This is a genomic window from Methanosarcina barkeri 3 (assembly GCF_000970305.1).
In the GTDB taxonomy this organism is placed as follows: Archaea; Halobacteriota; Methanosarcinia; order Methanosarcinales; family Methanosarcinaceae; genus Methanosarcina; species Methanosarcina barkeri_A.
Genome location: NZ_CP009517.1, coordinates 2,884,423 through 2,904,144 on the forward strand (window position 1 = coordinate 2,884,423; position 19,722 = coordinate 2,904,144).

Sequence of the window (19,722 nt, forward strand, 5' to 3'; positions counted from 1 at the left end):
TTCTGTTAGAACCCTAAATTTTACTTAAAAAAGTCAAGACGTATGTTCTTCTGGCCAAGGACTTTTTTTAACTCTTCGTAGGCTGTGAAGAGTTCTCTTTTTTGTCTTCCCATGGTTTCAAGAGTAGGCTCGGCTTTGAGCCAGATATCCCTGTCTCCGCTCCCTCTCGTTATCGTTACACAGGAAAGCATATCCCCATGGGTTAACCTGTATACTGAATCAATTCCTGTAGGAGTTATCCAGGCAGGATAGCTGATCTTAAGGCGTTCTGTTATTTCATGCCAGTTGAGGTTTCCAGAAGCTCGAAGATTAAGCTGGAGATGAGCACGTTCCCCTGTAACTTTTTCATCAACGTTTTCGAGAAAAGCGCTATAAGATTTATCTGTTTCACTGACCGCTTTTGATTCGTAACGGGCAAGCTTTTCGGCTTCTTCTTTGAAAAAGGGTGCAAGATTGATCTTGCTCGAGGGTTTTGTCATAAGGGATACTCCAAAGAAAACAATTGCACTTATGGTCATTCCGACAATTACTCCATGACCTGTGAGGATAGGGTGGATTGTCTCAAGATAGTTGGTACCCATAGGTGGTGTTTTTATAAGATCCGTGGCCACAAGAGCCACCTGAACCAGGAATCCCACGACCATCCCTGCAAAAGCTCCTTCTTTAGTAGCCCGCTTCCAGTATAGACCTCCCATTAAGGGGAAGAAGTATGATGAACTTGCAATGAAGGTTGCGATTTGAATGGCACCGATAATGTCCGGAATTACAAATGAGCCTGCTGTTGCCGCAAGTATGATAGCGATGACACTTATTCTATTTACCGCGAGCATCTCTTTCATTGTGGCATCAGGCTTTATGTATCTCTGGAAAATATCCCTGGAGACACAGGAAGCTCCTGAAGTTGAAAAAGTGTCCGTACACGACATTGAAGCTGCCGCAAGCCCGATTGCGCTTAAGGATATGATCACGGGAGAAGAACCAAAACGAGTATTGATAAAGTTCAAGAGTGCAGGTTCTGCCAGACCCATGCCTGCAGGAAAACCCATCTTTGCTATTTCAGGATATATGGAATTGAGAGCTATTGCAATTACAGCACAAGCTGCGAAGACTACAGAAATCATGAGAGCACCGACTACCATTCCGCGACTGGCAGATTTTGCATCTCTTGCAGCCCAAACCTTCTGCCAGGGGTCCTGCTCAGTAATCCATCCAGGAATTAAGGCAAAGCTGAGGATAAGTACTAGAGGAAGACCGACTGAAAAGGGATTCCACCAGCTACCAGACACATTACCAAAAAGCTGTGATGCGCTTATTGCAGTAGTATTAAGTCCTCCGTCAGCTACTGTTCCTACTGATACAAAAGCCATTCCCATTGCGAAGAGCGCAAGGAAGGAAAACTGGATGACATCTGTCCAGATCACTGCTGAAAGTCCTCCCAAGGTTACGTAGAGAGAGACTGAGACCGCAATGATAGCTGCAGCATAAAGCGGGTCAAGGCCATAAAATACTTGCAACACCAGAGAAAGCCCTTTAATATCCGATACTGAAAAAAGGGTCATTACCACAGTAATAATCACTGCAATTGGCAATCTTACTGAACTACCATAACGTTGTTCTAGAAGCTCAGGTTGCGTGATTGCAGGCAGGCTTTTAATTTTCCTTACAAGTACAGCAATAACAAGGAGAGCAAGGATATTAGGAGCCACAAATTCCCATATGGAACCCATTCCTCCGAGCATAAAATACCCGACAACTGCAAGAACTCCTCCGGCTGTTAACCACGAAGCTGCAGCCGAAAAACCGATCGCTGTGGGCCCTATCATGCGGCCAGCAAGCCAGAAATCGGTGATGGACTTTTGTCTACTATTAAAATACCAGCTAATAGCTACAAGTACGGCTATATAGACTGTAAGCATTATAAGAAAAACACTATAACCATTCATAAACAAACCTTCAGAGATACTAGTAATATGTATAAGCAACTCATTTTATCGAATTTTCAAGATAGCATTCAACTTCCAAATAGATTTTATATATAAACTTTCAAATAGATTTTTATATATGATCATTATATCGGTATATAAATAAATGAACATTTACTTTTATCATAACATTTATTTAACTTTTCACAGTCATATAAGCACCTTTTTTATATTTAGGCAAACTAACTTGAATTAGAACTGTTTTTATATTTCTTATTTTTATGATAAGTTTGTATTAAAATAAGCTCAGGCTATTTTTATAATTTATGTTATTATTTCAGAATAGAATAGCAAATAAAAAATTGATTGTACTATATTTACCTACGACCAGACTGAACCACAAATAATAGCTGACAGGATAATGATAATAATGAAAGGAAAAATTTATGTATGTAGGAATTCAGGAAGAAACTTTCTACAAGCCAGTTGGCAGTTAGACAGTCAGCTTATAGGATTCAAAAAATATATTGGACGGCAGGGTTATTTTTACTAACCGTGGAATTATAAGGACTGATGGGAAAATAATTGTTTATGCTTCAGGAGTACTAAAGTAGGGAGCCAGGTACACGCTTTTCTGAGACCTGAGAACATAGTTTTAAGTAAGACCTCCACACAATCCAGCATCAGAAACTCTTTACAGGGCAAGGTTACTGAAATCTGGATGCTGGAACTCTTTTCGGGTGAATGTTGACTTTGGCATTTTCCTTATGTCCTCATAACCCAATATAATCATGGAGAAAATACATACTCTTCCTTGAGTTCCGGTGTATGCCCAGTTCAGGACAAGTTCTGTCCATGTACTCCGTGTAAAGGTGAAATTTGTGAAAGCAAGAACAAAAGTCTGGTTTACGGAAGACGGAAAGACCGTCATGGGTGCTGGAAGAGCTAAGTTACTGAAGACAATAGAAGAAGAGCACTCACTTCGGAAAGCCTGTAAGAAGCTTGATATATCATATAAACAAGCCTGGATAGTACTTAAAAAAATGAATGAAGCTCTTGGAGAACCCGCAGTCGTTACAGTGCGAGGAGGAAAAAATCAGGGCACCTTCCTGACTGACCTTGGAAGAAAGTTATTGGCTGAGTATGAAACCAGTAAGCAGCTTATTAGTGAAACCATAGGGGATGAAACAGCCTGGGAAAACATAAGTTTCAAGTTATCAGCCAGAAACCAGCTACCTGGTAAAGTGCTTGGGGTGGAAAAAAACGGGCTTGTATCGAAAATTACGATCCAAATGGAACCTTCAGTTATAACTTCAGTAGTCACTGAAGAAGCGGTAGAAAAACTTGATATCAAACCCGGAGATAGGGTTTACGCGGTCATCAAATCTACCGAGGTAATGGTTGCAAAAATTGTCGGTGAAAAAGGACCTGCGAAAATTGATTCAAGGGAGATAGAGCGCTCAGACTGAAAATTATAACTCAATTTGACAGAAGCATACATTTTCCAATACATAGACTGAAATTATATTCTCTATCATTACTCTATCCGGGTTGCAGTTTATAATTTTATGATAAATATGTTTTGGATTTTTGGTATTCTTCGTCTTCTTAAATACTTATGCCAGTGCAATGAATACCTTTTGTATTCAGCTTATACCTTTTCTTCCAGAATCCTGATTTTTTCTAAAAGGCTTCCGGATAATAAAGAGTTTAAACTTTGTTCTTCATTCTTGACAACAAGAACCGGAACTCTTGACAACAAGAACCGGAACTCTTGAGTTTCTCACCACTTTCTCTGCAACGCTTCCCATTAGAAATCTTTCAAGTCCGGTTGCTCCAAGGGTGCCCATTACTATCAAGTCAATATTGTTATTTTCTGCGAAATAGATAATTTGACTGCTTGGATACCCTTCTAAAATGACCTCTCTTACCTCTACACCTGAGTCTATTCCAATCTTCTTAACTTTAGATACTGCTTTCTGCCCATCACCTTTCATAATATTGTAGATTGTTTCTTTGCCAGCAGTCCAATTTTCAGAAATTGTTGATGAAGTATTAACTACGTAAAGGGCGTGGACAATAGCCCCGCTAAGCTTTGCAATTTCAATACCATGAGAAATAGCTTTCTGGGAATTCTTAGATCCGTCCGTTGCAATAACTATATTTTGGAGAAATTCTTTCTTCATATTTTATTCCTCATTTGTTTCACATAAAATTCATATGGTAGAGTTAAACTAATTCAGTCATAAAATAGACTAATTCAGTGTTACATTCAAATTGAGCTTTACAGTTATACACCATAATTGAAGAAAATTTAGTGTGATATTCAAGTCGAACTTTACAGTTATACGCCATAGTTGAAGCAAAAGTTCAAAAGTTATAAAACTTCACGAAAAAGAGCATAGGCAAATTCCCAAAAATAGATAGATGTAGTCTTTAAAAAGGCTACATACATACTTTTCATTACATTTACTTCAATTCTGTTTCTTTCTCCTGAACATTACGAAACAGGTAGCTAGAGCTACGAATGTAATTCCTGTTCCAAGCTCGAATCCGGGAAGAGACTGTTTTGCCGCCATAACTTCGGTATTGATCTTGATCGTATCCGAGGTCTGGTCATGCCCGTCAGAGTCTTCATAGAAAATCTCACTGCTCAGGGAGTATGGCTTGGGAGTAGCAGTGTCATCCACATCCATATCAAAAGCAGCAACTTCACTATCTCCGGGCTTCAGAGTTCCAAGATAAGCCTGGTCATCAGTGGTACTGAAGGGATCAGCTGCACTAACTCTAACAGTCGCATCTTTTGCAGTTTCTTCTCCTGTGTTTTTATATGTGACATAGAGCATCCCGCCCTCATCAGGATAAAGGTCACCTGTTACATTTGTAACTTCAAAGTGAGGCTCCTTCTTGACTTCGATATTTACTGTCTGCGTCTGAGTCTTATTTTCATACCAGATACCTACTTCCTTATTTGTTACAAGACCTGTTGTACTGTCAAAATCATCTCCACCTACCTGGACATTACTCTGGTACTGATACGAAAGGTCAAGAGTCAGAGGATATATACCTGCAGGAGTATCTTTATTAATCTCAACTGTAAACTTTGTCGGACTTGCACTCTCTTTTCCCTGCTGGAGAGTACCAGCTTCCTGAGATCCAGACTTAACTTTAATATTAGGATTATCAGATTTAAGGGTAGCAAGAATGCCTACTGCTGTCGTAGCCTGAGCCTCATACTGCATCTCCGACTGCTGCAGCATCTGATCCGTATATTCTCCAATATCCGCATCCTTTTCAGATTTAAAGCCGGAAATTTCACCCTTATTCATCATATTTAGATTGAGAGTTACAGTATCTCCTCTGGAGTACTGGTTGTCTCCAATAAGTGTTGCGTTAAGGTCAGGTCCTCCATACACTGAGTAGTAGTTTTTACTAATATCAAAATTATCCGGGATAGCTGCCTGAGCTGGGAAAACTGCCCAGCAAAGGATCAGAAGAGTTGTGACAGTAATAAATAACCCATTTTTAGTATTCATTTTCATCACCTGATGCATTCTTATCATTGTGGTTTCGTTTCCGGTGCACACTTATTATCTGGTAAAGGGCAATAACTATAATCAGTAAAATTGCGATTCCTGTGACGCTAAACTTTTCTTCTGTAGCTTCAACAGGTAAGTTCACCTTCATACTTTCTGAAAATTTAGAATTCTTATCGTCATCAAGGTACTTTATTTCACTATTGACGCCATATTTTTTTACAGTAGCATCCTGGGAGGCCTTAATTTCAAAACTGGCAGTCTTTTCTTCTCCAGGTCCAATATCCCCTAATCTTACTGTAGATTTCTCAGTGCTCAGAGGACTCATAACAATTATTCGCGCAAAAGCATCTTTTGCTGTGGTTTCTCTTGTGTTTTTATAAGTAACATTAACAACCTTACTTTCACCCTGTATCAGACTGCCAGAGACATTGGTTACTTCGAATTTAGGTTCACTTTTTATGGAAATAGGTATTTTGAGAACTTCTGTTTTCGTTTTGTACTCTCTTGAATAGTCTACATTCGTAATCCCCAGATTTATTGCATCCGCAGTTACAGTTCGGACATTTGCCTGGTATTGATAGGTCACCGGCAGGAGAAGGTCATAATTTCCAGCAGGGATATTGCCATCAACTTTTATTGTGTAGCTAAGGGGCGCTGTATGGCCGGTTTCAAGTTCTTGAACGTTCTGGAAATTGCCTGTAGACTCTACTTCAATGTACTTCGTTTCGGATTGAAGAGTAGCTTCTATATCTTTTGCAGTAGTAGCTTCTTCTTCTTCTCCCATCTCTTTCAGTGCAATTGTTTCTTCAATTGAATCGTTTATTCTTTTCTGATTTGCATTTAGCCTCTTAAAACCGGATATAACTCCGACATTTGCGATTTTTATCTTTAAATCTGCAGTTTCTCCTCTTTCAAACTCGGGATCTCCTGTAATTGACGCCTGTATTGCTGGCGCCCCGTAACTCTTGTAGTAATCCACAGTATACCCGTGATCAAGAGCAATGAAGTTATTTTCATCATCTTCCCCGAGAGCTGGGAGTGCAGTCACTGATACTACTAATAGAATTAACGCAAACGTAGTGAATTTGTTAATCATGTTTTGCCTTAATTTTATTATGGGCACTTTTATCATATCTCGGCCCCCTGAATTTGTTTTTTTGTCTCTGTCTGTTTTTCTGCTGTCCTGACTCCTTTTCTTTTATCGCGCCAGGTATCAAGAGTAACGATAAGAGGGGGAAAGACTACAAAGGTTGCCAGGAGAGCCAGCAAGACGTCAATAACCGTAACCGTACCAAAATCTGAAATCATCGGGAAAGGAGAAGCCAGCAGGGCCATGAACCCGAATACCGTTGTAGCTCCTGAAGCAACAATTGCACTTCCTATTTTGGAACTGGTCATCTGGATAGCCTCTAAAGGACTTGCCCCTTTATCTTTTTCTTCAAAGTAACGTTCCATCATGAGGATAGCATATTCGGACCCGACTCCAAGTATCAGAGCTCCCAGGGTTGCTGTGAGAGGAGTATAGCTGATATTAAGAGAGCTCATGACTCCCCCTGACCAGCCAATGACTATTAACATTGGGATTATAGGAACCAGAGCTTTCACCCAGTCTCTGTATACAATAAGAAGACCTCCGAGCACAAGAATCAGGCCAAGGAAAGTCATTGCTATTCTTCCACTGGTAAGAGCAGTAATAACTTCTATAAAGACGACCGAATTTCCGGTAATCGTGACGGAGGTACCTGGCGGAGCCGGCATCCACTGCATATCCTGCTTGACAATATTCGAGAGCTCTTTAATACCTGTTACTTTTATGTCCGCAACCGCATTCCCTATATTGAAATTAAGAAGAAGCATGTTCTTCCCGTACATATAGCGGTCTTTCTGTGAGTCAGGAATTTCTGAGTAAATATTTTTTATCTCTTGACTAGTGTCAGGGATTACTCCTCCATTATATTCCTTTACGAGATCTACAATGCTCGAAGCGCTGTAAATGTGACCATTGGATGCTACTTCATGTTCGGAAAACTGGTCAATCCACTTAAGAACGTCTGGATTAGTTGTATCCTCAACCTTGATGATGAGGTTTAATTCATCGCTTCCGCCCATGATATCCCCCATGTGTCTGAGATCCACAAGTGAAGGCATGTCCTGAGGCACAAAGGTTTGAACATCAGTCTCAATAGGTACGGACTGGTCCAGATAAAGGCCGCCAAAGCAGAGCAAACACGCGATACCCAGTACGACAACATCATATTTGATAGTTAGATTTGTAATTCTCCGGAGAATTCTCCCTATCAGGCGATCACTTTCGTCTCCTCCCTCAGACTTTTTCTTCTTTTCCGAGTTTGCAGGTCTTATCTTACTTGCTACTTTCCTCAGGGGATTTTTATCCGAGTATTCATCAAATAAAGAAATCGTTATAACCCCTACGAAGATGGAGGCGAAGTAACACATTAAAATGCCTATCATGAGCAATTTTCCAAAATCCTGGATCATTGGCACAGTAGATGTAAAAAGGGAGAAAAATCCAAGGGCTGTCATTGCCAGAGCTATGAGGACTGCGGGCCCGGTATGCTTTACGGTTTCTATAACTGCTGTTGTTTTATTCCCTTTTTCCTGCAATTCTTCTTCAAGTCGGTTATGGAACTGAATGGCATAGTCAATCCCTACACCTATAAGGATCGGGAATGCAGACATCGAAACCATGGACATGGGAATCCCTAAATAACCCATAGCTCCGAAGGTGTAAACAATACCGAGAAGAACTACCGGTAAGGGAAGAAGGCACCAGCGGACGTGCCTGAAAACGAGAAGCAGTACAATAACCATGAAAACAGCTGAAAGCCCCAGAAGCATTCCCATACTGGAATTCATCTCCTTGTTCATGGAAATGCTGAACGCTGGATCGCCAGTAACAATAACATTATAAGAAGGTGGAAAATCCGCCAGCTTAACGGCTTCTTCAGTGGCAGTAAGGATATCTTCCTGAGCTTTGTCGCTAGCTGAACCTGCCATGACTACCGAAATCACCATATGGGTATTGTCAGAAATAATCTGACCAAAAATATCAGGGTTTCCGTCTATAATGGCTTTTACTTCTTCATCGGTATCCGGAAGTTCAGATTTCCCTGTCATCTGGTAATTGACCATTTTGATCAGTGAAGCAGGGCTTGTGGTTTCAATTACCCCATCTGTTGCCTGGACCTGATGTTCTAACCTGTCTACGGATTTCATCACGTCAGCATTTTTTACATCATTGCCCTCTACCATTACCACAATAGATTGTGTCTGGAAAATTTTTTGATAAAGGTGATCATAATCCTGGTAGAGAGGAGAGTCTTTTCCGACAAAAGTTTCTGTTCCTGATTTCATCTCAATAAGCTGTGCTCCCTGCGTTGCTATAATTATACACAGTAAAGCTATCAGGAGTACGGAAAAACGGTTATTCTGAATAAAAAATCCCAGTTTTTCAAAAATATTTTTAATAGTAGATTCCCCTCATAGTTTTTAATATGAAATGCAATTTAAGGAACTTGGTGCATGTCTTAAACTTGCCTTTTCTCTCTGGGTTGAAGGCTCATTATCTAATATTTGCACACATTTTTATATTTGCATATATTTTACACTTACATACATTTTACACTTACATACATTTATGTTTGCATACATTTTAATAATACTCGCCTTTTCTTTCTCTGAGCTCAAGGTTCATTGTCAAAGGTTTGCATAATTTACATGATACTTGCCTTTTTCTCTTAGCTGAAGACTTATTATCCAAGATTTGTATAAATATTAAGAGATACATTATTATACGGCAAATTTCCAGTAACTTAGATCTTTTGACGTATACAAACAGAAAAGATTTAAGTCTATTGTTACATTAGGGGTAACAGATGGTCTTACAAATTGATCCTCAGTTAATTCGCAACCTTGAAAAGCTAGGGCTAACCGAAAATGAGGCAAAAGCATATATCGGGCTTGTCAGTTTGAGAGAAGCTACAGCCCGTGAAATCCATGAACTTACAAATGTTCCGAGAGCCAAAATATATGAAATTCTTAAAGTGCTTGCGAAAAAGGGATATCTGGAAGTGAGACAGGGATCTCCAACTTATTTTCGAGCAGTTGATCCAAAAAAGGTAATCGGAGAAATAAAATATGAATTTATAAGCTGTGCAATTGAGACGCTTGGTCAGCTCAACGAATTAAGTTATGAACTTCCAAAAACTTCTCCTGTATGGTATATCCAGAGTGATTGGGGAATAAAGAACCGAATACGTGAAATTATGGCTGGAGTAAAAGAAGAACTAATTATTTTCTCGACCAGCCCTGAGTTTCTGCAGGAGTTTGAGCCGGATATAAAAAAACTGGAAAGAATCTGTAATCTAATTCTTATCGTTGATAAACTGGATAAGTTCAGGTCACTTCCTTTTGAGTTCAAAGAAACCGATAAAGAATTTGCAGATTTCATGGATAACATTATAATTGACGGCATCCAGTATAAAGAAGAATTTTTCATGATTGCCGATGGAAAAGAATCAATAGGTGTTCACAGTGCAGGGAACAGAAGAGAAGCAGTAATAATCAAACTGCCTATTGTCTCTTATATGCAGAAAATGATCTATGAAAGAGTGCTTGAACCAGGTTTTATCAAAAAGACGAAGCAACTAATGTCTTGAAAACTTGACAATTTAATTGTTGAGCATGACCTTGGCAGCTTCTCGTCATAATACAATGATTTTAAGCTTAATACAATGATTTTAAGCTTATCAGATTGTCAATGACTAAACTTTCATGATACTAGCCTGCAGGCAAGGGTTCTTCAGTTTTTCTCAAAGCCACTTAATGCTTCTATGAATGCTATATAAAGCAGAAGTTTACTAACTTTTTAGAGTTATTTGTCTCTTTGAAGATAGAATAAACTCTCTTTTGAGCACCATGATATAATTGAAAAACATTTTTTCTATAAATATAAATTTTATAAATATAATTGTGGAATAATCTGTCTATAAGTCTTCTTATTAAATTCAGTACGGAAATCCACAGGTGTTTGAAATGAACCGGGTAAAAATTGGAGACGTTATTATTGAGTGGCTAGGCCATTCCGGCTTTTTACTTGAGGGAGATGAAAAGAAAATTTATATCGACCCTTATGACCTTAGTGAAGAGCCGGACTTTGAAGATAAAGCCGATATCCTATTGATCACCCATGAGCACTCTGATCACTGCAGTCCCGAAGATATACGAAAGGTCCGGCGGTCGGACTCAACCACCCTGATCCCTGAAAATTTATCCCTTCAATTCAAAGGAGATGCAAGGCGGATTGCTGAGGGGGATGTGCTAGCCGACGGGCTTGAGATCAAGGGAACCAGAATTGAAGTAGTTCCGGCTTATAATCTCGATAAACCTTATCATCCTCGTGGACTGGGAGTGGGATATATAGTAGAACTTGGAGGAATCAGGATCTACCATTCAGGAGACTGCGATTTTATCCCTGAGATGAAAAATATAAATGCCGATGTCGCCCTTTTGCCTATTGGGGGCACGTACACAATGGATGAAGAGGAGGCAGCAGATGCGGCTGCAGCTATCTCCCCAAAATACGTAATTCCGATGCACTACGGGAAGCCAGATATGACAGACGGTGATCCCGAAAAGTTTAAAGCTCTTGTACACAGCAAGAACCCTGAGATCAATGTTATTATTCTTAACTCCCGATTTTGATTTTTAAAGAAACTTAAAAACCAGGGTCTGGAACGAAAACGCAGGATCAGTTTATCCATGTCCAGAATAGCAAGAAAACAGCAGAAAAACCTGATTCAGGTAATTGCAACCCAGCGCATGTGGCGGCTTTTTGAGCTTGCAAAAAGCGAGCATGCAGAACACCCTGACCGCAGCGAGCGTTATGTGCAGCTTATAAGGAACATTTCTATGAGAAACCGGATGAGTGTTCCAAGAGAAATAAAAAGCAGAATTTGCAAACACTGCTATACTTTTCTCGTGCCCGGAAAAAATGCTCGTTACAGGCTGAAGGAAGGATATATTGTTATTTCTTGTCAGCGCTGCGGAAAAGAAATGAGATATCCTTACAAAAAACACACATGATATTCTTCGAATAACATGCCCAGAGAATGAAAGTCTTATTTCCTTACCTTTTTTAGAATTTAACTCCATCATTACCTTGGACAGGAAGGTTGTTTTTACTTTGGTTCTCCGAAACCGTCAAAAAACTAACCCTTGAATTGCCATCGAAGGCCCAGATGTGACTTTGATCACGAATGCCAAATTGCCTTTGAGGCAATTCTACTGTCCTTGAAATGATGGAGTAATCTAAATTGGAAGGGGAAATAAACAAATCTTGTGGTTTAGATATTCACAAACATTTTTTTATTGCTACAATTCTGAGTAGATCCGGTGAAAAACAGCAACAACGTTTTGCCAGAGATGATGATGGGATTTTAAACCTTAAAAATTGGGTAACATCAGAAAAATGTGACGTTGTAGCCTGTGAATCAACAAGTGATTTTTGGGTTCCGATTTATGGGGCATTGACAGATCATTTGCCTGTTATAGTTGGAAATGCTCGGGATATGAAGGCATTTACACATAAAAAAACTGATAAAATAGACTCAGAAGTAATTGCACAACTTGCATTGAATAAAATGATTCAACCATCGAGAGTTTTTCCAAAAAGGCATAGAGAATTCAGGTCATATGTTAGGCTCAGGTTAACTCTGGTAAGAAAAAGAACAGATATTAAAAATGAATCTCATGCTATTCTTTCTTCCGAAATGTTACATCTGGGTGATGTGCTTACTGACATTTTTGGGAAAAATGGTAGAGCAATTCTAGCAGGAATATCTTCAGGTAAAAACGTTGACCAGATTATAGAATCTCTTTCTCCAAATGTTCGGAAAAAAGCTGTTCAGATAAGAGATATTCTTGACAGAGAAATATCCCAGAGTGCTGCAATCAGGCTTCAGATATGCCTTAACCTTATAAAACATTTAGATGATGAGATTGAGACTCTAGAAAGGGAAATTTTCAATTATGCTTATCAAAAGCATAAAAGGGAAATGGAGATTTTAATGTCAGTTCCAGGTATTGGAGAACTTGGTGCAGCGACTCTAATTGCTGAAATAGGAAATTTTAGTGATTTTCCAACGGGAGATAAGCTTGCTTCGTGGCTTGGAATAGTTCCTAATGTATATCAATCTGCAGATAAATACCATAACGGAAGAATCACTAAGAGAGGATCAAAAGTAGCAAGGTGGATTCTAACTCAGATTGCTCAAGCAGCAGCAAGAAAGAAGAATAGCAGGTTAAAAGAATTTTTTAACAGGAAAAAGAAGTCAATTGGATATGCAAAGGCAATTATTGCCCTGGCAAGGAAAATTGCAACAATAATATGGCATCTTATCACAAAGGATGAGATGTACCAAGATGAAACAGGGTATGAAAAAGGAGAAGTTCAAAAGAGGAAGATTGTGGAAACCGAGATATTCTCGGTTGATGAAAGGATAACAATAATTAGTGGTATTATCGCAATTATGGGAAAAAAGGAACAAGAGAGTACGTGAAAAACAAATAATCACGTACTTTCATGCCAAATTAAAATAAAAGTTATCTGGGCTTATAACAGCTGCCTGAAGTTCGGAAGAAAAATTTTCAACATGTATGGGGCTTTTTAGTTTTTAGGAGTTAGAAGTCCTCCATTTTCTTATTACTCTTTTATTAACTCCTGTTGGAAAGCAGTATTAACCTTTAGGTCTTGGCTGAACTCTCCGGACCTCGAATCTTCTTTATGGCTAAAGCTATCTGTTTTGCAACAACTGTTTTCGGACCATTATTATCCACGAGCACTCTCCCGCTTATTTCCCACCAGGATTTGGGATAGGCTTTTTCAGGCTCTACTTCGGGATTCAGGCCAAGTTGTCGGGCTGCTTCTTTAATCTCATTAAGCTGCGGTTCCCTTATCGCGTTTTTCCTGGAGATAATTCTGCCGCTGCTCCTTGATTTTGTCTGGTCGAGATATACTGGCCAGATTACAAGTTTTCCCCTATCTCTCATCATCATGGTTATCTTCGTCCTAAATTGCTTTCATGAAATTTAAAACTGCCCCGGAGACTTATACGGACCAGGACTTTTTTCCTGCTTATGAAAAATTTTATTATATTGAAACTATAACCTGTAATTATTTATCTTTCCCGGACAAGTTCTTCAGGTGTTAGTATGATTCCGTTGTTTTCAATTGATGAAAAGGTAAGAGCATATATAAGAAAGAGCGGGCAGGATTTCAGGGTCTGCACCTCTCCTGAGGGCCCTGTGCTTCTTCCAATAGGTACAGCCGAGCCCAAGCCATCAGACCTTAAAATCCTGATTGGAAGTAACATTCTTTATGTTTCCAAGCTTCAAGCAAAGTATATAAAGAAAGTTGAGTGGGCTATGGTGGAAAGGTTTCTGAACTCTTCCGGAGAACTTGATACCTGAACTTGTTACCTGCCAGGTTTACTCCTTTTATATGATAAAGTAATCTTTATGTCATACTTCTTAGAGATGTCTATCCGTGTTGTTTATTAAGAAGAGAGAGCATAAGATAATGTTAACCTGTTCCAGACCCTGTACAGGTTTTACCTCGAAAATGAGGGAAACTGCAGCAGGCTGAAAAGAGATCACTTGAAGTTTAGGGAGAATTTGTCTGTGAAAATGAGAACGAAAATCGTGTTTATGCTTCTTGCCCTGCTTGTGGTCTTAGTATCGGGCTGTATGGAGCAAAAAAAGGAAATTGTCATAGATAAGCCTGGCAATATTTCTAACTATGAATTTGAGATTTTTCAGAACGAATCAGGCAATCAAACGCTTGCAAATACCACTACCTACTACCTGATGAAAAACGATACAAAAGTACAGGTTGTCAATATGGTAGTAAATACCAGCAAGCTTGAGATCTATCCTCCCGACATTCTGGATGGCGGATCAGATGAGACTCCTATTCAAAATTTCGTACAGCTTGTGAGCCCGACAAACGAGACTGTACCTAACCCGCAAACGTTTCAAGAACTTTCTAACAGAAACGAAACTTCGGCTATTAACTATACCCTGACTCAGGAAGTTATCCAGGGTATGAAAGTTATAAACCTGGAGTTCAAGGAACCAGTTACAGGTTTTGTTGCGTATACTCTCAGGAATTCGGGAAATCAGAGATTTACATTTGTTAAACACGATTCCGAATTCATTCGCGTAGTACTTCCGGAAGGATATGTTACCGGCAACAGGGTATTCGGGATAGCAAGGCCTGAGCCTTCAAGTGTAACTTATGATGAAAAAGGAAGGCAAACCCTCCTGTGGATTTCCTCTAAGATGGGAGACCGGGAAAAAACCATTCAGGTGAAATACTATATCCAATCAGCCCCCCTGCTGTTCTCAGCCGCAATTATAGCCCTGCTCTGTGGAGTTGGCCTTGTACTTTTACATTATGTAAAAAGTAAAAAGGAACTTGAAGCTGTTAGAGGAATTCTCGATCTGGAAAAAGAATATGAGAGGAAACAGCGAAAAAGGAAATGATCTGGAGGATGTTTTCCCTCCAGATTTGGCTATAGGCAGCATATCTTTTTAAAGTTAAGAAATTATTTATGACAGTTTGTCATATTTTCTTATTGATGAAAGTCTGGGGAAAATTACGAACTGAATATTACTTTTCGTTTAAATCAACATCTGAAGCCGTAGCCCCTATTACAGGTTCTCTTCTTATGTTAAGTATCCTGGTTATACTTGCAAGTACGGTTGCCGTAACATTCTATAATACTGCTGGGGAAAGCACCCAATCCCTGATGGCAAAGATTTCACTTGAATCATGCGAAGGCGGACTTCCTAATGCAGCGACAGGCCAAAATGCATCTTTTGAGAATAATAAGATTGTACTTATACACAAAGGAGGCAGACCTCTTCCTCTTGATGCTATATCCATAAAGATTTTTGGATATGGAAAGTCTTACAGGCCTGCTATTGAACCGGGTACAAAGGGTTTTCTTACAGGAAATATTTCTCTTTTTTACCTGGATTTGAGCGTCTATGGAAAAAATTCTACATGTTATAATATTAATAACAAAGCTACTCTTGAAGACAGCTTATGGAGTGTCGGAGAAAAACTTGTTCTCTGTGGGCAGGATAGTGCAATAGGGACCACTAAATCCAGTGTAAAAGTTAGTGTGGATGGGGACAGTGACACTTCCGATAATTACGGATTCAAGGTAGGTTCTGAAATTATCCTTAAGGTTATTGACACAAAAAGCAGCAATGTTATTGCTGAACAAAAGGCTTTTGTAAAACATTATGAAGATTAAAACTGAAAGAGAGGAGTCTCCTCTTATAGGAGACTTCTTTTTAATTTGAAGCTGTTTCCCTTACTAAACGCACATGATATTCTTCGAATAACAGGCACAAAGAAAGGAAAGTACTTTTCATCCATCCTTTTTGACTATTGATCTCATCATTACCTTGAGTAGTAATGTTGTCCTAATTTTGGTTTTTCAAACCATCGCTAAATTTGCCTATTAGGATATGACAAAATCAAGTTACAGTCCGGCTCTTTCGACCATTAGACCTGCCACATGTTTTGCATCTTTCAGCGGGAAATCCTTTTCAGTAATCAGACCTTCTGCCTCTCTTGCAGTAACTTCAACATCACCTATCATGCATGTGGTGTCAAGCCCTTCGGGCAAGGCAGCAATCAACTCATCCATCGTGTTTATGGGAAATTTTGCATTTTTAAGAATTTCAAGGATTTGTTCGTAAACTTCTTCCTTTACGTCCATCTTTTCCCTCCGATACGGGTCTCTTTATTTCTCACTTTAAAGAGTCTATAAATATTGACTCCTGCCCATTAATCCTGTTTTCATTTTATTTCCATATTTCCTTCAGGTTTACTTTTCCCCATAGATTAAATGATAGTTGTAATTAAAGGCTATTCCTTCAGGTTTACTTTTCCCCATAGATTAAATGGTAGTTGTAATTAAAGGCTATCCGTTTCCGAAATGGCATATTCTCTTTCTGAAGGTTCATGATATCTTTCAGGTCAATATCTTTTATATTTTTGAATCCTGCAGCCCTGAAATATTCAAGCATTTTTTCAGGAGGGACTCCATGCCTGTTTGGAAGCTCACTGTCGAGTTCTCTGGAATAATGCCCTTTTCTAGGATTCCTTCTTTCAACAAGCAAAGTACAGAAATCACTTACAAGTCGCCTTGCATTTGTTTCGATTGAACCGTCGTTCCAGACTCCGTCAATAACAATAAGTTTTCCCCCATCCACGAGTACTTTTTTCCAGTTCTGGACCGCGATATCAGGATGCGGAAGAGTCCAGAGGAGGTGGCGATTGACAACAATATCAAACGACCCTGCTTTAAAAGGAGGAGCCTCAGCATCCCCTTTTTTGAAAACACTGTTGAACTTCCTTTTAGAGGCTTTTTCCCTGGCTTTAGAGAGCATTTTTTCCGAAAGGTCAAGGCCTGTAACGTGGTGTCCCATTTCAGCAAACAGTAGCCCGATTTCGCATGTTCCGCAGCCTACGTCAAGCACCTTCAGCCTGCCTGGAGGAAGCAGGTTTTTAAACACATTTTTCCAGGCTTCTCTTTCAGCTTCACTCTTGATCCCATGCCCTTCATGGCTGTCATATGTCTCGGATGAAACGTCCCATATTCGGGTAATAGTCTGTTTGATCTGGTTTTCCTGAGCTGTCATCTTTTAACATCTCTCTTTATATTTTCAATTGAAGTAATGGTCCCGTTATCGAGATAAGCAATCCTGTGGCAGACCTTCCTTAACACCTCAAGATCATGCGAGATCAGCAGGTAGGAAACACCTGTTTCCCTCTGAAGTTTCTGCATAAGGCGCAGGATCTGGGCCTGTACTGAAACATCAAGCATGGATGTGGGCTCGTCGGCAACTATAAAATCGGGAGATAAAGCCATGATCCTTGCGAGTACTATCCTCTGTATCTCCCCTCCGCTGAGCTGAATAGGATAACGAGCAAGGTGTTCAGGGCGCAAACCTGTAAGCTCTGCCAGTTCCTCTCCCCGCTTAAAGAGAGCATCTTGCTTTAACCCTGAATGGAGTTTCAGAGGCTCTATAAGGTTTTCAAAGGCTTTCATGCGGGGATCAAGGGAAGTCTCAGGATGCTGGAAAATAATCTGTATTTTAGGGCGTAGTTTCCTGAACTCCTTTTTTCCCATGTTCAGTATATTCGCTCCCTGAACACGGATTTCGCCTCCAGTGGGCCTTTCAAGCCCTACAATACATTTGCCAATCGTAGTTTTTCCGGATCCGCTTTTTCCGAAAAGTCCCAGGGTTTCTCCGCGATCTACTGAAAAACTGACACTCCTGAACACCTCCAAAGTCCCGAAACTCATTGCCAGTTCGTTTACTGCAAGGATTGGAAGTGACACCTGATCCAGCCTCCGTTATGGTTTTTCATTTCAGGGTGTTTTCTGAAACACTCAATACTCGAGTATCTGCACCTCTCATGGAAAAAACAGCCATCGGGAAGGCTTATCCTGCTAGGGCTCTGCCCGCTAAGGGGAACAAGTCCGTTTCTTGGCTGAGCCCGGACAAGCCCTTTTGTATAGGGATGAGAAGGTGCGTTCAAAACCTTTGAAGCCTTATCCAGTTCTACAATCTCTCCTGCATACATCACAGCTATCCGGTCGCATACCTCAAGAGCCAGATCGAGATCATGGGTGATCAGGAGCATTGTCTTCCCATAATCATTTTTAATTTTAGTAAAAAGTTCCACTGCTCCTTCCTTTGCCTCGGGATCCAGCCCTTTTGTAGGTTCATCCGCAATCACAAGTTCGGGTTCAAAAGAAAGAGACATACAAGCTATCAACCGCTGCCTCATGCCTCCAGATAACTGGTGGGGATAGAGATTGCAGAGTTTTTCAGGATCTCTTAAAAGGAGTTTTTTCATAAGCCTCAGAGATTTTTTCATTCCCTCTTTTTTGTCAATACCTCTTTCTTCGAAAACTTCCTCTATCTGAAGCCTGTTTTTCAGGACAGGGTTCAGGGCTCCAGCAGGGTTCTGGGGCATAAGAGAAATACGTTTTCCCCTAATTTTCCTGAGTTCTGAGGGTCTCAGAGAAAAAAGATCCTGTCCTTGGAAAAACACCGCTCCTGAAACATTTGCGTTTGCCGGAAGAAGCCTTAGCAAGGCAAGGCCAATAACGGATTTTCCTGAGCCGCTTTCCCCAATTATCCCGAGAGTTTCTCCTTCCCCTACCTTAAAGAAGACGTGAGAAACTGCTTTTACAGTGTTCTCTCCTGCAGAAAACTCTACCGAAAGATCTTTTATTTCAAGCAAACTCAATCGATTTCACCCCCGTCGTGGTTTGGGTCAAGGATATCCCTCATTCCATCCCCAAGGATGCTGAAGATGATCACAATGAAAGTTATTGCAAGCCCTGGAAAGATCGTCTGGTAAGGGGCTGTCCTCATGAATTCCTTTCCTGCAGAAAGCATTGCTCCCCATTCAGGCACATCGGCAGGAAGCCCTATTCCGAGAAAACTCAGTGTAGCAATAGAAAGAATTACATGCCCGAAGTCAATTGTGGCAAGCACGAAGAGAGTAGCTATGGCATTGGGCACAATATGCTTGCGGATTATGTAGAAATCTCCGGCCCCACCCGTTATGGCGGAAAGGACAAATTCCTGTTTTTTGATAGAAAGTACCTGACCTCGCATCATCCTGGCATACTTTGCCCAGTGAACTATGGAGAGAGCAAGCATCAGGTTGAAAACCCCAGTCCCAAGTGCCCCCATAATAGTGAGGGCAAAGATGACACTGGGAAAAGAAAGGAAGATATCTGTAACCCTGGAGATGCTTTCATCCACAAAGCCTCCGTAATAGCCTGCTGCACAACCTGTGGCAGTTCCAAGAAACAGGGAAATCAGCACTACTCCTGAAGCAATTGAAAGAGAAGTCCGGGCCCCTATAAGGATTCGACTCAGGAGATCTCTTCCAAGATAATCAGTACCCAGGATGTGCTCCTCTGAAGGGTTCAGGTTCTTGTTTTTCAGGTCAATTGCATTAGGGTCATAAGGAGAAAGTAGGGGGGCAAAAATGGAAAGTCCGGCAAAAAGCAAAAGAGCTGCCAGTGCAAAAAGCATATCTTTTCTTTGAAAAACTCTTTTTACAAATTGACTTCCGTAAGCTTCAGGAAGCGAAAAATTCTTTTTTCTTAACCTATTAGTAAATACATTGTCCATAA

General features: G+C 40.2%; 19 protein-coding genes. 8 read left to right on the forward strand and 11 right to left on the reverse strand.

Annotated features, from left to right (window positions below; all coding sequences use genetic code 11):
- Positions 1-20 precede the first annotated feature (20 nt).
- Positions 21-1,943, reverse strand: coding sequence for a sodium:solute symporter family protein (locus tag MSBR3_RS11570; protein ID WP_048108294.1), 1,923 nt, complete (start codon positions 1,941-1,943; stop codon positions 21-23).
- Between the two features lie 860 nt (positions 1,944-2,803).
- Between MSBR3_RS11570 and MSBR3_RS11575 the strand changes: the two genes are divergently transcribed.
- Positions 2,804-3,391, forward strand: a complete 588-nt coding sequence (locus MSBR3_RS11575) for a TOBE domain-containing protein (protein WP_048110411.1) — start codon at positions 2,804-2,806, stop codon at positions 3,389-3,391.
- 255 nt (positions 3,392-3,646) lie between these two features.
- Here MSBR3_RS11575 and MSBR3_RS11580 read toward each other — a convergent pair whose 3' ends face one another.
- From MSBR3_RS11580 to MSBR3_RS11595, 4 genes are all read right to left on the reverse strand, one after another.
- On the reverse strand, positions 3,647-4,108 hold the full coding sequence (locus MSBR3_RS11580) for a universal stress protein (RefSeq protein ID WP_048108296.1): 462 nt from the start codon (positions 4,106-4,108) through the stop codon (positions 3,647-3,649).
- 288 nt (positions 4,109-4,396) lie between these two features.
- Positions 4,397-5,458 (reverse strand): COG1361 S-layer family protein, encoded by a 1,062-nt coding sequence (locus tag MSBR3_RS11585; protein WP_048108297.1) that lies wholly within the window; start codon positions 5,456-5,458, stop codon positions 4,397-4,399.
- Complete coding sequence (locus tag MSBR3_RS11590) at positions 5,448-6,593, reverse strand: COG1361 S-layer family protein (protein WP_048108299.1); 1,146 nt, start codon at positions 6,591-6,593, stop codon at positions 5,448-5,450. The genes MSBR3_RS11585 and MSBR3_RS11590 overlap by 11 nt, the downstream gene beginning before the upstream one ends.
- The gene (locus MSBR3_RS11595; RefSeq protein ID WP_048108301.1) at positions 6,590-8,950 is read right to left on the reverse strand and encodes an efflux RND transporter permease subunit; all 2,361 of its coding nucleotides are present in this window, start codon (positions 8,948-8,950) and stop codon (positions 6,590-6,592) included. Before MSBR3_RS11595 ends, MSBR3_RS11590 begins: the two co-directional genes overlap by 4 nt.
- 407 nt (positions 8,951-9,357) lie before the next feature.
- On the opposite strand from MSBR3_RS11595, the gene MSBR3_RS11600 reads away from it, so the two are divergent.
- The 4 genes from MSBR3_RS11600 (at position 9,358) to MSBR3_RS11615 (ending at position 13,041) form a co-directional block, all read left to right on the forward strand.
- On the forward strand, positions 9,358-10,140 hold the full coding sequence (locus MSBR3_RS11600; RefSeq protein ID WP_048108303.1) for a TrmB family transcriptional regulator: 783 nt from the start codon (positions 9,358-9,360) through the stop codon (positions 10,138-10,140).
- 376 nt (positions 10,141-10,516) lie between these two features.
- Entirely contained in the window at positions 10,517-11,185 is a 669-nt protein-coding gene (locus MSBR3_RS11605; RefSeq protein WP_048108305.1) for an MBL fold metallo-hydrolase, read from the forward strand.
- A 57-nt stretch (positions 11,186-11,242) separates the two neighbouring features.
- A complete protein-coding gene (locus MSBR3_RS11610; protein WP_048108306.1) occupies positions 11,243-11,566 on the forward strand; it encodes a ribonuclease P protein component 4 in 324 nt (107 codons plus the stop codon).
- Between the two features lie 230 nt (positions 11,567-11,796).
- Positions 11,797-13,041, forward strand: coding sequence for an IS110 family RNA-guided transposase (locus MSBR3_RS11615; protein ID WP_048108308.1), 1,245 nt, complete (start codon positions 11,797-11,799; stop codon positions 13,039-13,041).
- A 184-nt stretch (positions 13,042-13,225) separates the two neighbouring features.
- Here the strand turns inward: MSBR3_RS11615 and MSBR3_RS11620 are convergent, their stop codons facing one another.
- Entirely contained in the window at positions 13,226-13,531 is a 306-nt protein-coding gene (locus MSBR3_RS11620) for a signal recognition particle protein Srp19 (RefSeq protein ID WP_048110413.1), read from the reverse strand.
- A 162-nt stretch (positions 13,532-13,693) separates the two neighbouring features.
- On the opposite strand from MSBR3_RS11620, the gene MSBR3_RS11625 reads away from it, so the two are divergent.
- From MSBR3_RS11625 to MSBR3_RS11635, 3 genes are all read left to right on the forward strand, one after another.
- Positions 13,694-13,951 carry a hypothetical protein gene (locus tag MSBR3_RS11625; RefSeq protein ID WP_048108310.1) on the forward strand — a complete coding sequence of 86 codons (258 nt, stop codon included), beginning with the start codon at positions 13,694-13,696 and terminating at the stop codon, positions 13,949-13,951.
- 216 nt (positions 13,952-14,167) lie between these two features.
- On the forward strand, positions 14,168-15,025 hold the full coding sequence (locus MSBR3_RS11630; protein WP_230628028.1) for a DUF5803 family protein: 858 nt from the start codon (positions 14,168-14,170) through the stop codon (positions 15,023-15,025).
- A 95-nt stretch (positions 15,026-15,120) separates the two neighbouring features.
- Positions 15,121-15,804 (forward strand): type IV pilin domain-containing protein, encoded by a 684-nt coding sequence (locus MSBR3_RS11635; RefSeq protein WP_048108314.1) that lies wholly within the window; start codon positions 15,121-15,123, stop codon positions 15,802-15,804.
- A gap of 231 nt (positions 15,805-16,035) precedes the next feature.
- On the opposite strand, the gene MSBR3_RS11640 is transcribed toward MSBR3_RS11635, so the two are convergent.
- The 5 genes from MSBR3_RS11640 to MSBR3_RS11660 all read right to left on the reverse strand — a co-directional run bounded on the left by MSBR3_RS11640 (position 16,036) and on the right by MSBR3_RS11660 (position 19,720).
- Entirely contained in the window at positions 16,036-16,275 is a 240-nt protein-coding gene (locus MSBR3_RS11640; RefSeq protein ID WP_048108315.1) for an MTH865 family protein, read from the reverse strand.
- 163 nt (positions 16,276-16,438) lie between these two features.
- Positions 16,439-17,200, reverse strand: a complete 762-nt coding sequence (locus tag MSBR3_RS11645; protein ID WP_048108317.1) for a class I SAM-dependent methyltransferase — start codon at positions 17,198-17,200, stop codon at positions 16,439-16,441.
- Positions 17,197-17,904, reverse strand: coding sequence for an ABC transporter ATP-binding protein (locus MSBR3_RS11650; RefSeq protein WP_052723383.1), 708 nt, complete (start codon positions 17,902-17,904; stop codon positions 17,197-17,199). The genes MSBR3_RS11645 and MSBR3_RS11650 overlap by 4 nt, the downstream gene beginning before the upstream one ends.
- On the reverse strand, positions 17,880-18,821 hold the full coding sequence (locus tag MSBR3_RS11655) for an ABC transporter ATP-binding protein (RefSeq protein WP_048108318.1): 942 nt from the start codon (positions 18,819-18,821) through the stop codon (positions 17,880-17,882). Before MSBR3_RS11655 ends, MSBR3_RS11650 begins: the two co-directional genes overlap by 25 nt.
- The gene (locus MSBR3_RS11660) at positions 18,818-19,720 is read right to left on the reverse strand and encodes an ABC transporter permease (protein WP_052723384.1); all 903 of its coding nucleotides are present in this window, start codon (positions 19,718-19,720) and stop codon (positions 18,818-18,820) included. The genes MSBR3_RS11655 and MSBR3_RS11660 overlap by 4 nt, the downstream gene beginning before the upstream one ends.
- Positions 19,721-19,722: the final 2 nt, after the last annotated feature.

Bases quoted from the DNA above. Each gene is read 5' to 3' on its own strand.
- MSBR3_RS11580 (WP_048108296.1), bottom strand. From the start codon at position 4,108: ATGAAGAAAGAATTTCTCCAAAATATAGTTATTGCAACGGACGGATCT.
- MSBR3_RS11625 (WP_048108310.1), top strand. From the start codon at position 13,694: ATGATTCCGTTGTTTTCAATTGATGAAAAGGTAAGAGCATATATAAGA.
- MSBR3_RS11585 (WP_048108297.1), bottom strand. From the start codon at position 5,458: ATGAATACTAAAAATGGGTTATTTATTACTGTCACAACTCTTCTGATC.
- MSBR3_RS11590 (WP_048108299.1), bottom strand. From the start codon at position 6,593: ATGATAAAAGTGCCCATAATAAAATTAAGGCAAAACATGATTAACAAA.
- MSBR3_RS11620 (WP_048110413.1), bottom strand. From the start codon at position 13,531: ATGAGAGATAGGGGAAAACTTGTAATCTGGCCAGTATATCTCGACCAG.
- MSBR3_RS11630 (WP_230628028.1), top strand. From the start codon at position 14,168: ATGAGAACGAAAATCGTGTTTATGCTTCTTGCCCTGCTTGTGGTCTTA.
- MSBR3_RS11645 (WP_048108317.1), bottom strand. From the start codon at position 17,200: ATGACAGCTCAGGAAAACCAGATCAAACAGACTATTACCCGAATATGG.
- MSBR3_RS11605 (WP_048108305.1), top strand. From the start codon at position 10,517: ATGAACCGGGTAAAAATTGGAGACGTTATTATTGAGTGGCTAGGCCAT.
- MSBR3_RS11640 (WP_048108315.1), bottom strand. From the start codon at position 16,275: ATGGACGTAAAGGAAGAAGTTTACGAACAAATCCTTGAAATTCTTAAA.
- MSBR3_RS11660 (WP_052723384.1), bottom strand. From the start codon at position 19,720: ATGGACAATGTATTTACTAATAGGTTAAGAAAAAAGAATTTTTCGCTT.
- MSBR3_RS11635 (WP_048108314.1), top strand. From the start codon at position 15,121: ATGAAAGTCTGGGGAAAATTACGAACTGAATATTACTTTTCGTTTAAA.
- MSBR3_RS11570 (WP_048108294.1), bottom strand. From the start codon at position 1,943: ATGAATGGTTATAGTGTTTTTCTTATAATGCTTACAGTCTATATAGCC.
- MSBR3_RS11600 (WP_048108303.1), top strand. From the start codon at position 9,358: ATGGTCTTACAAATTGATCCTCAGTTAATTCGCAACCTTGAAAAGCTA.
- MSBR3_RS11610 (WP_048108306.1), top strand. From the start codon at position 11,243: ATGTCCAGAATAGCAAGAAAACAGCAGAAAAACCTGATTCAGGTAATT.